The sequence below is a fragment of the Flavobacterium pokkalii genome, assembly GCF_014596575.1.
GTDB classification, from domain to species: Bacteria; Bacteroidota; Bacteroidia; order Flavobacteriales; family Flavobacteriaceae; genus Flavobacterium; species Flavobacterium pokkalii.
Map to the genome: position 1 here is coordinate 1 of NZ_NASZ01000029.1, position 15,447 is coordinate 15,447.

Annotated in this window: 14 protein-coding genes; 12 read left to right on the forward strand and 2 right to left on the reverse strand. The window is 35.0% G+C overall.

All coding sequences use genetic code 11. The features are described from left to right. Nucleotides 1-126: 126 nt before the first annotated feature. The 10 genes from B6A10_RS14785 (at nt 127) to B6A10_RS14830 (ending at nt 12,301) form a co-directional block, all read left to right on the forward strand. Nucleotides 127-1,560, forward strand: coding sequence for an MBOAT family O-acyltransferase (locus B6A10_RS14785; RefSeq protein ID WP_188221472.1), 1,434 nt, complete (start codon nt 127-129; stop codon nt 1,558-1,560). Nucleotides 1,561-1,707: 147 nt separating this feature from the next. Beyond that, nucleotides 1,708-2,052: a GIY-YIG nuclease family protein gene (locus B6A10_RS14790; protein ID WP_188221473.1), complete on the forward strand. Its 345-nt coding sequence runs from the start codon at nt 1,708-1,710 to the stop codon at nt 2,050-2,052. A gap of 42 nt (nt 2,053-2,094) precedes the next feature. Next, on the forward strand, nt 2,095-2,997 hold the full coding sequence (locus B6A10_RS14795) for a hypothetical protein (RefSeq protein WP_188221474.1): 903 nt from the start codon (nt 2,095-2,097) through the stop codon (nt 2,995-2,997). Nucleotides 2,998-3,645: 648 nt separating this feature from the next. After that, nucleotides 3,646-4,863, forward strand: a complete 1,218-nt coding sequence (locus B6A10_RS14800; RefSeq protein WP_188221475.1) for a UDP-glycosyltransferase — start codon at nt 3,646-3,648, stop codon at nt 4,861-4,863. 241 nt (nt 4,864-5,104) lie between these two features. Beyond that, a complete protein-coding gene (locus tag B6A10_RS14805) occupies nt 5,105-6,265 on the forward strand; it encodes a glycosyltransferase family 4 protein (protein WP_188221476.1) in 1,161 nt (386 codons plus the stop codon). Between the two features lie 415 nt (nt 6,266-6,680). Then, nucleotides 6,681-7,232 (forward strand): serine O-acetyltransferase, encoded by a 552-nt coding sequence (locus B6A10_RS14810; protein WP_188221477.1) that lies wholly within the window; start codon nt 6,681-6,683, stop codon nt 7,230-7,232. A gap of 3 nt (nt 7,233-7,235) precedes the next feature. Then, nucleotides 7,236-8,357: a glycosyltransferase family 4 protein gene (locus tag B6A10_RS14815; protein WP_188221478.1), complete on the forward strand. Its 1,122-nt coding sequence runs from the start codon at nt 7,236-7,238 to the stop codon at nt 8,355-8,357. After that, a complete protein-coding gene (locus tag B6A10_RS14820; protein ID WP_188221479.1) occupies nt 8,354-9,436 on the forward strand; it encodes a glycosyltransferase in 1,083 nt (360 codons plus the stop codon). The genes B6A10_RS14815 and B6A10_RS14820 overlap by 4 nt, the downstream gene beginning before the upstream one ends. Next, entirely contained in the window at nt 9,429-10,787 is a 1,359-nt protein-coding gene (locus B6A10_RS14825) for an O-antigen ligase family protein (RefSeq protein ID WP_188221480.1), read from the forward strand. Before B6A10_RS14820 ends, B6A10_RS14825 begins: the two co-directional genes overlap by 8 nt. Nucleotides 10,788-10,906: 119 nt before the next feature. Continuing rightward, entirely contained in the window at nt 10,907-12,301 is a 1,395-nt protein-coding gene (locus B6A10_RS14830; RefSeq protein ID WP_238929421.1) for an exopolysaccharide biosynthesis polyprenyl glycosylphosphotransferase, read from the forward strand. Between the two features lie 4 nt (nt 12,302-12,305). On the opposite strand, the gene B6A10_RS14835 is transcribed toward B6A10_RS14830, so the two are convergent. Continuing rightward, a complete protein-coding gene (locus B6A10_RS14835) occupies nt 12,306-13,448 on the reverse strand; it encodes a lipoprotein N-acyltransferase Lnb domain-containing protein (RefSeq protein WP_238929422.1) in 1,143 nt (380 codons plus the stop codon). A gap of 169 nt (nt 13,449-13,617) precedes the next feature. Between B6A10_RS14835 and B6A10_RS14840 the strand changes: the two genes are divergently transcribed. After that, a complete protein-coding gene (locus B6A10_RS14840) occupies nt 13,618-14,340 on the forward strand; it encodes a CDP-alcohol phosphatidyltransferase family protein (RefSeq protein WP_188221481.1) in 723 nt (240 codons plus the stop codon). After that, nucleotides 14,324-15,187 (forward strand): glycoside hydrolase family 25 protein, encoded by an 864-nt coding sequence (locus tag B6A10_RS14845; RefSeq protein WP_188221482.1) that lies wholly within the window; start codon nt 14,324-14,326, stop codon nt 15,185-15,187. The genes B6A10_RS14840 and B6A10_RS14845 overlap by 17 nt, the downstream gene beginning before the upstream one ends. On the opposite strand, the gene B6A10_RS14850 is transcribed toward B6A10_RS14845, so the two are convergent. Next, a complete protein-coding gene (locus B6A10_RS14850; protein ID WP_188221483.1) occupies nt 15,188-15,424 on the reverse strand; it encodes a DUF5808 domain-containing protein in 237 nt (78 codons plus the stop codon). It lies immediately after the preceding gene. Nucleotides 15,425-15,447: the final 23 nt, after the last annotated feature.

Below are 15,447 nucleotides of genomic sequence, written 5' to 3' on the forward strand. Positions count from 1 at the left end.
AGCTCACAGCTCACAGCTCACAGCTCACAGCTCACAGCTCACAGCTCACAGCTCACAGCTCACAGCTCACAGCTCACAGCTCACAGCTCACAGCTCACAACTCACTATTCACCATTCACTACTAAAATGTTTTTCAACTCCCTAACTTTTGCCATTTTCCTCCCAATAGTTTTTGTGCTGTATTGGTTCGTGTTCAATAAAAACAAAACTACCCAAAACAGCCTGTTAATTATTGCTAGCTATTATTTCTATTCCTGTTGGGACTGGCGTTTTTTGTTTCTATTAGTTTTTTCAACCTTTCTGGATTATTATACCGGAATCCGCATTGAAAAAAGCCGGACAGAAAGCGGACGTAAATTCTGGTTTTGGCTTAGTATCGGAGTCAATCTGGGATTTCTGGGCATGTTCAAATACTACAATTTTTTCGCAAGTTCTTTTGCCGAATTAGCGAATGGCTTCGGACTGAAAACCTCCCCTTTTTTGTTGGAAGTCGTGCTTCCCGTGGGAATTTCGTTTTATACGTTTCACGGCCTGTCCTATGTTATTGATATTTATTACAAAAGAATCAAAGCCGAATACAACTTTGTCGATTATTCACTCTTTGTGAGTTATTTTCCGCTGTTGGTCGCCGGACCTATCGAAAGAGCCACGCATTTGTTGCCCGAATTAAAAGAAAAAAGAAGCTTTAACTTCGAACAGGCCAAGGCCGGAATCTACCAAATGCTATGGGGATTAGTCAAAAAAGTCGTGATTGCCGATACCTGTGCTACCTATGCCAATGCCATTTTCGACCATTATCCGTCAATGAATTCCGGTTCACTCATTTTGGGAGCGGCGTATTTTGCGTTCCAAATTTACGGAGACTTCTCCGGCTATTCCGATATGGCTTTGGGGATGTCTAAATTGTTCGGCTTAGAGTTGCTGCGAAATTTCAACTATCCCTATTTCTCCAGAGACATTGCCGAGTTCTGGCGTCGTTGGCACATTTCTCTTTCTTCCTGGTTTCGCGATTATTTGTACATTCCCCTCGGAGGCAGCAAGGGCGGACTCTGGATGAAAATCCGAAATACCTTTATCATCTTTTTAGTCAGCGGATTTTGGCATGGCGCCAATTGGACCTATGTCGTTTGGGGATTTATCAATGCCTTGTATTTCCTGCCCTTGTTATTGCGAAAATCCAATCGAAACAATATCGAAATTGTGGAGCTGGACAAAAGTTGGAATTCTGTAAAAGTAGTGGCTAACATCCTGCTCACTTTTGCGCTGAGCTGCCTGGCCTGGGTATTTTTCAGAGCCAATACCATTACCGATGCTTTTTTGTATTTGAAAAAAATGTTGACCAATGGAATTTTTTCCTCTCAATACTTAGCCAATGAGCGCTACAATTACGAATTAGTATTAATGCTCGTAGCTTTTATAGCTGTCGAATGGAACCATCGCACCAAAGAAGAACCTATTTCCGGCAAATACCAAACTGTAAAACTAGCCCTTTGCTTAGCAGCAATTATTACATTAGGTACGTATTCGGACTATAAAGAATTTATTTATTTTCAGTTTTAATAATTATTGTTTAAGAAAAAAATAGAATAACACACAGTTTTGTCATCTTGACGCAGGAAAGATCACATAAAGTAAGTCTGTAAAGAGAACTTTTAAATATGTAATAATTGCACAAAGTAATGTTTTGTAAAAGATAAGAATAAAATTATGTATGAATTAAATGAGGGATACCATACTTATTATGTCTATATAATTACAAATAATTATAGAAGTACTTTTTATATAGGTATGACAAATAATTTGAGAATAAGGTTGCAACAACATCATGATAATATAATTGAAAACAAAAAAACCTTCGCATCTAAATATAGTGTTGAATTTTTGGTGTATTATGAAAAATTTACTTGGGTACAGCAAGCTATTGCAAGAGAAAAAGAGTTAAAAGGATGGAATAGAACAAAAAAAATCGAATTAATTCGTTCTTTTAATCCCGAATTTGAATTTTTGAATAATAGGTTTAAAGATAGGAATCACATAAAGTATTTCCGATAAGAAGTAGTTGGTTTTCTTATAAGTAATAAAGTTAAAATTAAAATGAAACAATTCATACTTTTCACAATCAAAACCATAGTCATCATCCTGTTTTTAGCAGTACTGTTGGACTATGCCTATACCACCGTATATGCACATTCGAATAACCGAAACAAAATAGAGGATGTCTATAATTCCGAAAATAGAAATTACGACGTCGTAATTTTGGGCTCTTCCCGTGCCAACAACCATTTTGTTTCCGAAATGTTCGAACAAAAAGGCCTGAAAACCTTTAACTATGGCATCAGTGGCGGACATTTATTCGAAGCCGATTTACTGCTGAAACTAATGATGGAACGCCATTATAAAATCAAAACAGTCATTCTGGAAGCCGATTTAAATTTGTCCAGTGAAAAACGTTCCGAAACGGTGGCGGCTAAATTTTTACCCTATATACACCGTTCTGAAATTATTAAAGAACATTTCTTCAAAGAACCCGATTTTAATAGCCTGTATTATATCCCTTTTTATCGCTATGTCAATTTTGATGAATTAATCGGTTTCAGAGAATTTTATAAAACACTATCGAAGCAACCAACTAATGTCTTGGACAAAGGAGGATTTCATGCGCTGAAACAAAATAAAAAAGGCAGCATGAAAAATGATATTAGTAGCTTAAAACCTTTAAAAAATAAGTATTACGAAGATATAAAAGCAATTTGCAAAGTCAATAAAATTAACTTTATAGCGGTAATGACTCCCATGTGTGAAAACACCAAAGGAATCAATTATTTTGATAAGGTAAAAAAAGCCTACCCTGAAATTCACAATTATGAAAATGTAGTTGTAGAAGACAAATACTTCTCCTCCTGCGGCCACATGAACAATGAAGGGGCGAGGTTATTTACAGAAAGGATTATCAATGATTTTTTTTACAAAAAGGTATCGAATAAACTGACGTTTTAAAGTTTTGAGTTTTTGAATTGTAAACTAAATCATTGTTGTTTACGAAAATTAAATGTCCTTAGCATCCGCAGTCGAGCGTCAAATATTTGAAGAATGCGTAAAAAGAAAAGCTGTTTGAGGACGAAGGACGAGTTCTTTTCTTTTAGCATTCGAAAATAAATTTAACCGACGAGGATGCAGAGACTTGATTTTTTTGTTTCTTTTTTGATCAAGCAAAAAAGAAAATTCTTGAGGACAAATATTGCTTACTTTTAGAAAATGTCAATGGTAGTGTCTTTTGCTAAATGTAAATGAGGCGGAAAATGTCCGATAGCCATCGGGACCCATAACCCGGAATAGAATAAATTTAAAAGAGAAAAAAACATTAACTTGCAGTGATAATATGAGCCATAAAAACGATCCTGTCCTGAGCTAAGCCTGTCCTGGGCTCGACGAAGGATTAGAGGTCACAATTCATTCCGATAGCTATCGGGACTCACAACTCACAACTTTTAAATGGAGAAAACCAAGATTTTATTATTATTTCCTGATGGTGTAGGGGTTAGAAATTATCTTTATTCGGATGTTTTTCAGAAAAAGAGCCATGATTTAATTTTGTTCCACAATTTCGACCCCGAGACAATTTCTACTATAAAAAAAGAGACTTCAATGGATACGGAAATAAGTATTCCTAAATACAAAGAATCTCTGAAAGAAAAATTTTTAAGAGAATTAATTTGTCTCTCAAGATTATATTATAATAAGTCAAAGGTCAATAATCCAACGCTATTAAACAATTGGAATAGGAATCAAAAAACAATTTCTAAAAAACTATTTTACAAAACAATTGAATGCATAGCCCCTTTTTTTACAAAATACGCCGCTATTTTAAAGTTAGAAAAGGCTTATCAGGCAGCCATCCGAAAAAATCCTTTTTATGATGAGGTAAAAGCTATTTTAAAAGAAATCCAACCTAAAATTGTTTTTTGCTCACATCAAAGAGCCTTAAAAGCGGCAACAATATTTGCTGCGGCTGCTGATTTAGGAATTAAAACCACAACAGTTATTTTTTCCTGGGACAATTTACCTAAGGCACGTTTGGCTTTAAGAGCCGATAATTATTTGGTTTGGTCAAAATATATGAAGGAAGAATTACATTTTTATTATCCTGAAATTGCTGCCGAAAAAGTTCACATTACAGGAACGCCCCAATTTGAATTTTATGCTGATAAAACAAATATTATAGAGAAGAAATGGTTTTACGAAAAATACAATTTAGATCCGACAAAAAAAATCATTTGTTTTTCGGGTGATGATACCAAAACCTCACCGGACGACCCTTTGTATCTAAAAGATATGGCTGATGAATTAATAAAAGCCAATTTACAGAATGAATATCAGATTTTGTTAAGAAGATGCCCGGTAGATTTTTCAGGTAGATTTGATGCTGTTGTAGCAGAATATAAAGAGCTGATTAAAGAAGCACCTCCTTTATGGTATTGCAACACATCAAAAGACTGGAATGCAGTTTACCCTTCCCGAGAGGATGTGAAACTATTAGTAAGTACAGTATATTATGCTGATGTAGTGGTTAATGTGGGGTCAACAATGGCATTTGATTTTGCGGTTTATAACAAACCCTGTATATTTATTAATTATGATCAGCAAAATAAAACAGTTAAAGATTGGTCAGTTAAAACCATTTACCAATACCAGCATTTTAAATCAATGCCGGATAAAGAGGCTGTAATATGGCTCAATGCAAAAGAAGAAATCATTCAAAAACTGGTGAATATGAATTACAATAAGGAAGCTATGTTGCAATGGGAAAAAGTCGTAATAGGAAACTATAAGGAAGCTTCTCAAAAAATTAGACAAATATTATAATTAAACCAGTTGGGTAAAATTAGTTTTTGATAACAAATTTTCGTCAGTTCGAGTGATTTTCTCCCGAAACTTCGGGAAGAAAATCGTATCGAAAACAAGAAAAATTTCATTAAAAACGGTTTTCGATATCCGTCACTTCGAGTAGCGAAGCGTATCGAGAAGTTTTGTTCCGTTTCATTAGGCAAAAAAACTCGAAAAGACGATTTTAATAATTTCCACAACAGCTTATAACTAACTCAATATGCACATTTGTTTTTTGACCAATGAATATCCTAAAAAAGGCTTCCCGCACGGAGGCATAGGCAGTTTTGTTCAAACCTTGGGGAGGACATTAGTACAACAGGGGATTGAAGTGTCGGTAGTTGGATTAAATTATACCCCAAATGATGAACATCAACTTCTGGATGGTGTAAATGTATATCGGTTAAAAAAAAGCAAAGTAAAAGGATTAGCCTGGTTTTTCAATTCAAAAGCAATTAACAGAAAAATAGCAACAATTCACAAACAGCAACCCATTGATATTGCGGAGGGAGCAGAGTTAAGTCTGGCTTTTATAAAAAAAGTAAAGAATATTAAGTATATCATCCGATTGCATGGCGGACATCATTTTTTTGCAGAAGCCGAGAATAGAGGAATTAATACATGGAAAGGATTTCAGGAAAAACGCTCTTTTCAAAAAGCCGATGCCTTTATTGCCGTTTCTCAATATGTAAAAACACATACTGAAAAATATTTAAGTTACCATAACAAGCCAATAGTATACCTGAATAATCCTGTTGATACTGATTTTTTTAGACCAATAGATAAAGTAGTGTCAGAATTGGAAAATAAAATTGTTTTTGTAGGTACAGTTTGTGAAAAAAAAGGAGTCCGTCAGTTGATTCAGTCTTTCCCATTAGTGAAAAACGAAATTCCCAAAACCACTCTTGAAATCTATGGACGGGATTGGCTTTTTCCCGATGGAAGTTCCTATATTCAGATGTTGAAAGAAACAGAATTACCACAATTAGGAAAAACAGCAAAAGACATTCATTTTCATGGTGCAATCCCCTTTACTGAAATTACCGAAGTTTATGCCAAAGCTGCTGTTTGTGTATTTCCTTCCCACATGGAAACCTTTGGTCTGGTAGCATTAGAAGCGATGGCAATGCAAAAAGCAGTAGTATTCACTAATAAAGGACCGGGATCGGAAATTATCATGGATGGCAAAACAGGATTCTTATGTAATCCAAATAATCCGTCAGCCATAGCCGAAAAAATAATATGGGCATTGAGTCATAAATCTGAAGCCCGACAAATAGGGATCAAAGCTAGAAAAGAGGTACTAAATAACTTCAATGTCAAAATACTCATTCAAAAAAACATACAGTTTTATTCCAAGATAATTTCTGGTAAAAACTAAGAATGTAGTTTGAATTTTTGTAATTACCACTACACATATTCCCCTCTCCGAGAGGGGCTAAGGGTGTGTTACAATCGTGAAGAAAATTCAAAACGCTCTCAATTAGTACAGACACATTCCCCTCTTGAGAGGGGTTAGGGGTGTGTAAAACATGAAATGAAATCTTTAAGTCCTCAATTACCACCTGCCGATAACCCACAACTCATAACGGAAAAGGTTTAGAGGGGGAAACAAACACTCTAGTTTTTCCCTCCCTTTAGGGCAGGGGGAAGGAAAACCTGTGCAAAACTAAAACACACTCAATTATCACTAAACATATTTCACAACCTAGCTAACTACTTTGTTAGAGAAATTTGATAGGCAATTATAATTAGAAATCTTATATTTACCCCAATTAGTAATATGAATTTTTACTATGGGAGTTTTTCAATTAATAATATCTGATTATAAAAAATATAAAAAGTATGGAGGGAATTTTATTTCTATACTTTTTTTTACTCAGGGTTTTTGGGCAATATTGCAATATAGAGTTGCTAATTTTGTTTCTAAGTTTAAAATTCCGGTTTTAAAACATTTATGTCAGTTTTTTTGTCTGATTTGGCAAAAAGGAATTGAGTTGTTAACTGGTGTTTCGATACCTTCTTCGGCTAGTATAGGGCATTCTTTTTATATTGGTCATTTTGGAGGTATTATAATTAATGCGAATGTAATTATAGGAAATAATTGTAATATCTCGCAGGGAGTTACAATTGGTGTCTCAGGTTTAAATGAGAATAGAGGAGTGCCTAAAATTGGGAATAATGTGTATTTGGGAGCTAATTGTGTTGTTGCAGGGGATATTAGTGTAGGAGATAATGTGATCGTGAGTGCCTGTTCCTTAGTTACCAGAGATGTAGAGTCAGGTAGCGTTGTTATGGGAGTACCTGCTGTAAAAATTTCAACAAAAGGATCAAATGGCTATATTTAATTTATGAAATTAATAGTATTTTCATCTGCTCCGGTCATCAATTTGAATGGGGAGTTATTTTTGTACGCACCTTATGAATGTGAAATGCAAATTTGGGCTAAATATGTTGATGAAATTCAATTTTGTGCTCCGGTATGGAATGAGGACAAAAAATTGTTAATTAATCCAATAAGTTTCTCAGTTAAAAAGGTCGTACCTCTTTACGAATTTAATATAAAAAATAGAAGAGAGACTTTTGTATCAATAACTAAAGTATTAAAAAATACACAGATTATATGGCAAGCCATGCAACAGGCCGATCATATCCATTTGCGTTGCCCGGGGAACATAGGATTATTGGCTTGCGTAATGCAGCTGTTTTTCCCCTCAAAACCTAAAACAGCAAAATATGCTGGGAATTGGGATCCACAATCAAAACAGCCCTTGACCTACCGCTTGCAGAAATGGATACTGTCTAATCCCTTTTTAACCCGCAACATGCAGGTATTGGTATATGGGAATTGGGAGCAACAATCGCCTAATATAAAAGCTTTTTTTACCGCCTCTTATTCAGGAAAAGAGCCCCTGGCTATAGTTAAAACTATTAATTCGACTACAAAAATAAAGTTACTTTTTATAGGAACACTAACAGCAGGGAAGCAACCGCTTTATGCAGTTCAACTCCTGCAGGCTTTACAAAAAAGAGGTTTTGATGTCCAATTAGATGTCTATGGAGAAGGCCCGCTTAGAACTTCTTTGGAACAATATATGGAAATCAATGCGCTTAAAAATCAGCTGGTATTGCATGGCAATCAAAACCAGGAAATACTTAAAAAGGCTTATCAAAACAGCCATTTTGTTATCTTAGCCTCTAAGAGTGAGGGCTGGCCCAAAGCTATTGCCGAAGGCATGTTCTGGGGTTGCGTGCCGTTGGCAACAGCTGTTTCCTGCGTACCTGAAATGCTGGATTACGACCGTCGCGGAATTTTGTTGCAAATGGATACAGGGAAAGATAGCGATACAATCGCAACGCTAATAAATAATCCAGACCAGTTTGAAAAGAGAAGTAAAGAAGCCATCGATTGGTCCCGAAAATATACCTTAGAATATTTTGAAACCGAAATAAAAAAGCTGTTGCAAGAATGAGAATACTACAACTAATTGATTCCTTAGAAGCAGGCGGAGCCGAGCGCATGGCAGTTAATTATGCCAATATGTTGTCGGAAGAAGGAGCTTTTTCGGCATTGGTTACTACCCGAAAAGAGGGAGTTTTAAAAGCAAAAATAGCGCCCAAAGTGGCCTATTTGTTTTTAAATAAAAAAAGAACCCTCGATTTTAGTGCCGTTTTCAAGTTGCGGAAATTCATAAAACAACACCGGATTCAGTGTGTTCAGGCGCATAGTTCTTCTTTCTTATTAGCCGTTTTGGTCAAATGCAGCTATCCCAAGCTAAAAATTATCTGGCACGATCATTATGGGAATAGAATTCATGAAAGCAAAAGTGAAAACATTGCATTATGGGTATGTTCTTTCTTTTTCTCAGCATGTTTTGTTGTAAATCAGGAATTGAAAAAATGGATAGAGAAGAATTTTAATAAAAAAAATGTTTTCTTTATGTCTAATTTTTTAATGGAAAATGATTTGCTTAATGGAGAAACTTATTTAAAAGGTCAGGAAGGAAAAAGAATTGTTTGTGTTGCAAATTTAAAGAAACCTAAGAATCATATTATGATACTTAAAGCATTTGCTGCGAGTAATCTGAAGGATGCAGGATGCTCATTGCATTTTGTGGGTAAAATATACGAGGATAGTTATTCCGATACTTTAAAGTCATTTATTAATGAAAATAATTTAGAAGAAAGTGTTTTTCTGTATGATTCAAAAGAAGATGTGTCTTTTATTTTAGCACAGGCAAATGTGGGGGTTTTGGCTTCTGAATATGAAGGGTTTCCGGTTAGTTTATTAGAATATGGATATGCCGGTTTAGCAACAATATGTACGGATGCTGGATTTTGTTCTGAAATAATTAAAGAAGGACAAAATGGATTATTGTTTAATCCTTATGATCAAAAAGCATTGGAGCAACAATTTTTAAAATTAGTTTTTAATTCTGAGTTACAAGAAAAAATAGGTTTGAATTTGAAGAAAGATATATTGGAAAAGTATTCTTCTGAGGGAATAAAAAAAAGATTATTTAGAATGTATAATGATATTATAAATGAATAAGTCTGAAATCAATTATATCAATTTAATATTCCTGCATGTCGGGATTGCATTTGCTATTTTTTTTATTCCTTTTTTGTCTAAAATTTACGCCTTGCTGATTGCTGTTTTAGGAGGTTATTATATTATATCGAAAAACAACCAAAACAATGAAGTGCTTTATGTGTCGGCTTATCTGGTTGGGGCAGAAGTTTTTTTAAGAATGACCGGCGGTAATCTGAACAATGAGTATGTCAAGACGGTAGTTTCTTTACTAATGTTATTGGGTTTTGTTCTGAGTGGTTTTTCTAAAAACAGCATTGTTTATTGGTTTTACTTCTTATTCCTGATTCCCGGAATGCTGGTTACTATGAGCAGTCAGGATCTCGATTTGGAAATTCGAAAAGCCATTACATTTAATATCTCCGGACCGGTTTGTTTGGGACTGAGTGCTTTGTATTGTTACCAGAGAAAAATAAGTTTTGGTCAGTTGCAAAATATAGTAGTCCTTTTAGGATTGCCTGTGATAGCTACTCTGGTTTATCTGTTGTTGTACAATCCCTCTGTACGGGATGTGGTAACCGGAACTCAGTCAAATTTTGCTACTTCCGGAGGCTATGGACCTAATCAGGTAGCTACCGTTTTAGGGCTGGGAATGTTTGTGTTTTTTGCTCAGTTGGTTTTTATGTCCAAGTCCAAAAGAATGCTGCTGCTGAATGGCTTTCTTTTTGTTGTAGCGGCCTATCGTGCTATTGTTACTTTTTCCAGAGGAGGGGTAATTACCGGTTTTGCAATGATTGTTTTATTGCTTTTAGCGGCTTATTTGTTTAGCAACAATTCCGGAAAAAGAAAAGTACAATGGATTATGATTTTTAGCAGTTTGCTGGCTTTGGGAATTTGGAGTTATTCGGTGGTGCAAACCAGTGGTTTAATTACCAAAAGATATGCTAATCAAAATGCAGCCGGACGTGTAAAAGCAGATCGCTTAGGAGGACGTGAACAAATAATGGGAACCGAAATAGCTCTTTTTCAGGAAAACCCTGTGATGGGTGTGGGAATAGGTTTAGGAAAATCCTATCGCGAGCAAATGCTGGGACAGGAAGTGGCTTCGCATAATGAAATTACACGTTTGCTGGCCGAACACGGTCTGTTTGGAGTATTGATGTTGTTGATTTTAGTACTCACCCCGCTGATGCTCTTTTTGGTTCAGTATCAAAATATCTATTTTTTTTCCTTTTATGTCTTTTGGTTGTTAACAATTAATCATGCCGCGATGCGAATTGCAGCTCCGGCTTTTGTGTACGCGCTTACGTTACTCACAGTTCATTTTTCGGCAGCTGAAACAGCAAAAGAGGGCGTTTCAACAGAAATTTAATCCTTTTAAAGAATAAATTTTAACAATTGGAAATAGTTTGCAAACTTGTTCCTGATTTCTATTTTTTCCATGTAGAAATTATCGAATAAATTGTAATATTGCTTTTAAACAGCCCTCCAATGACAACCGATAAAATTCATTTTGAACTCTCCGAAAGAAAAATGATGCTGCATTTTGTGGATGTTATTTGTGTGCTTTTGGCTCTCAATGTTACCGGGAATTTCTTCAGATTGGAATATTTAACATTGGCAGTGTCTAACGGAGTACATCTGTTGCTTTTATTGGTCTATTTAAAATTAATAGGGGCCGTTTTTGAATTTTACAATCTTCAAGTCGCCAGTACCGAATTTCAGTTAATCCGAAGCACCATATTAACGGTTACTACCACTACGGTTACTTATTTTTTAACCCCAGTTTATTCGCCTCCGTTGCCGGCTAACCGCTTGCAAATTTTAGCCTTTTTTACAGTTATCTTTCTGTCGCTTATTTTATGGAGGTTGTTTTATGTACGTTTTCTGGCCTCTAAAAGATTTTATCAAAATGCCTTGTTGATTTGTGATGCCGAGCAAGTTGAAGACTTGGTTTCAGGAATAGAATCTATCGATCCGCATTATAAAATTGTGGCTTTTGTAAGTGATTGTGCCAAAGTAGCCCAATCGGTTCGTTTAAAACCAGGTATTGAATGTGTAAATGCAGGAGAATTAATGCGCTATGTGAATGCCAAACAAATTACTGAAATTGTAGTAGGCACACAAAATCCGGAAAGCATCACTACCGAATTGTACCAGCAATTATTAAAATTACTGGAATCCGGAAGACTTATCAGGGAATATTCGCAGGTGTATGAGTCTAAAACCCAGCGAATTCCTGTGCAATACATCGGGCGTGATTTTTATCGGTTTTTCCCTTTTAGTCGCAGTAACCAAAACCGTTTGTATTTGTCCATAATCCGAATCCTTGAAATAATTCTTTGTTTCGTCGGTTTGCTTCTTACGGCATTACTGATTCCTTTTGTGTTTGTTATGAATAGTTTTGCGAACAAAGGATCTTTGTTTTATACACAGGAACGAATAGGAAAAGACGGAGTAGTTTTTAATATTTTGAAATTCCGAACCATGTTGGAAAATTCGGAAGCAGACCAAGCTGTTTTTGCAGCTCCTGATGATGCGAGAGTAACTGCTTTTGGACGCTTTATGCGCAAAACCCGAATGGATGAATTTCCTCAGTTTGTTAATATTCTAAAAGGGGACATGGCGGTTATTGGGCCCCGTCCCGAAAGACCTTTTGTGGTTAAAGAAATTGCCGAAAGAATGCCTTTTTATGAAACCCGTCATATCATTAAGCCCGGACTTACCGGCTGGGCGCAGGTAAATTATTCTTACGGAGAAAGTCTGGAAGACAGTCTGATTAAACTCCAATACGATTTGTATTATATCAAACACCGAAGTTTTTACCTCGATTTTAATATTGCCTTAAAAACCATAACCACCATTTTATTTTACCGCGGACAGTAGCTTTTTAAATAATAATCGGAATTGCTTTTTTGTTTTTGAGTGTTATTTGAACTAAGAAATATACCGAAGTGACTATTAAAGGCAAAACGATTAATAAATGGGCTTTGTTGAATAGGAACACCAGATAAATCAGTAGTGAAAAGAGGTTGAACAAAGCTAATCGGTACGTCCATAATTTGTTCTGTTTACTGTAAAAGAATACTAAAATTAATAAGGCCGGATTGAATAACAGTACGTTGTAATTGTTGGCTAATTCTAAATGGTTTGAATAAAATCCCATAAAAAGAAAGAATAAACCAAGTATTCCCATTAAGATAAAATAAGCAAGATGTATGCTTTTTTTGTTCCAAATAACGAATAGCGCTATAAGAATTAAGTACGAATAAATATTGTTCCACCAGGAGCTTGGATGCGATTCTTCAAAGTGTAAAAGTGTTACGTTTTTAGGAGCCAGAGGCTGGTTTTTATACTGAATCAGTTTTAAGCTTTTTTGTAATTCCAATGGCAAAAAGAGTTTTGTACCTAATTGATCTACTTTAGAACCAAAGATGATGCTGGTACCCAGTTTTTCATAAAAATGATGGTTAAAATAAGGATATAAAATACTTCTGTAGCTTAAATTAGTGTCTGTTTTTTTAGTAATTACGGTACTTCCTAAAGTCTTGTTGATAATATCTATAGCCATAGAAGTACAATTTTTATCAATAAATTTATAAGTATAATGACTGTCGCCGGAAGCCAGTGAGGTATTTAAATTTTCAAAAAGTTTTTGTTTTAATGCTAATGGGATATTTAATTCCTGTTCATCAACCGAACGGTTTTCATAAGTGTACTGACTGATAAAATCAGTAAAAGGATGCACAACTGCAAAATACTGTAAATCTCCTTTGGCAAACTTGGGAACGAAATTAGGTGTGTTAAAATCAAAAGCGCCGTAATTGTAAACGGCATCTACAAAATTCGCTTCGTCTTTAATTCGGATGGCGGTATGTCCAAATAGCGAATAGGATTCATTCCCCAGTCCGCAAGTGATTACGCTAACGGTAGCGTCTTTGGATAATTGGATATTTTGTCCCCAAAAAGCATTAAAAAAACTAAGAAAGAATAGCAGAAATATTGTTTTTTTGGAAATCAAAATATTCATCATAATTAATGGTTTTCGTTATTTTTTCAAAAGTATCATTTTTTAGCGAGCTTATTTCCTTTCGGATTTAAATATTCTTTGTGAAATTTCTGTTGATAATCTGTTTCAGAGAAAGTGTTTGCATGGATTAATTGTATTAAATTTGCGTACTATCCTTTTAAAATAAACAGCAATGAATATCAAAAAACACGTTCCTAACAGTATTACATTACTTAATCTTTTTTGTGGTTGTATAGCGTTGGTTTTTGTGAGTAATCAGGATTTTGAAATTGCTTTTTTATTTGTGGCATTAGGGATTTTCTTTGATTTTTTTGATGGCTTTTTTGCGCGAATGTTCAAGGTTACCGGTGAATTAGGATTACAATTGGACTCACTGGCCGATATGGTAACCAGCGGTGTTGTTCCGGGTTATGTGATGTATTATTTGTTGTTAAACAGTCAGCACGAAATATGCGATTGTATGTTTTTCCCTTTTTTAGGTTTTATCATTACAATGGGTTCCTGCTATCGTTTGGCTTTTTTTAATATAGATACCCGTCAGTCCGAATCATTTATAGGATTGCCTACTCCGGCAAATTCCCTGTTTATGTTAAGTTTGCCTTTGGTGCTTAAATATTCGGATTCCTTGTTTATTTTAGAATTACTGACTAATCAATGGGTTTTGTTGCTGATTACGGCTTTTAGTGCTTTTATTTTAAATGCCGAAATTCCTTTGTTTTCTTTAAAAATTAAGAAGTTTACTTTGAAAGATAATTGGCTGCAAATTGCTTTTATCACTCTGTCTGTTTTATTGGTATTGTTTTTTCAATATGCGGGTGTTCCTTTGGTGATTATCAGTTATGTGTTATTGTCGGTATTGAATAATAGGTTTTCTCTGGATGGCAAAACAAAATAACCGACGAAGAACCGCTCCTTCCCGAAAGTCTAAAAAGAAAACTTCGGTACTACGAAAAAAGGCAATTCAGTTCCTGACAGTAGCCTTGCTGTTGTTATTGGGTTTTGGAATTATTTATCATTATCGAAATGGTTTGGCTTATTATTTTAGTTTTAAAACCAATAAGACTCTGGATAAGGAAGCGAAGGAAAAACGACTTTCGGATGTTCGTAATTATCAGGTCTTAGAAAAGAACGAATCCAAAGCCATTGGGATTGATGTTTCGGAATATCAGGACGAAATCGATTGGGATGAGGTAAAAACCTTGGATGACGATTATCAATTGTCTTTTGTTTTTATTCGCGCCACAGTTGGAAACGACCGATTAGACAAACGATTTGAAGAAAATTGGCTTCAGGCCAAAGAAAACAAGCTGATTCGCGGTGCTTATCATTATTACCGACCTAATGAAAATTCGCTGGAACAGGCAGAGCTTTTTATCAAAACCGTTCGTTTAGAAAAAGGTGATTTGCCACCGGTTTTGGATATTGAACGTTTGCCTGAAAATCAATCTATGGAACGATTGAAATTAGGATTAAGACGTTGGCTGACCAAAATAGAAGCGCATTACAAAGTCAAACCGATTATTTATACCGGAGAACGTTATTATGATGATTTTCTCAAAAAAGAATTCTCCGATTATTTGTTTTGGATAGCCAATTATAATTTTTACCGCGAAAAAATGGAGGAAGATTGGCTCTTTTGGCAATTTACCGAAAAAGCCTCTGTTTCAGGAATAAAAGGGAACGTAGATGTGAATATTTTTAACGGAGATTTAGAACAGTTGCAATTTATCACCAAAGAATAATTAGTGTTTTCTTAAGATAGTGAAAGTAACTAGGGCGAAAAATAATAACATACCTATAAAAAATAGTACTGATTTTCTGTTGGCAAAATTAACAGTCCAACCCATCCATTCTTTTTTCTTAGGAGGAAAAATACGTTTGTCTTTTGGGTTGTAATAAAACATTCCCCAAATCCAATTGTTCGGATCTTTAGACCATCTATCTAAGATTTCTTTGCTTGGGTTATTTGGATCTTCCATTTTTACAAATATTAGTTTAAAAT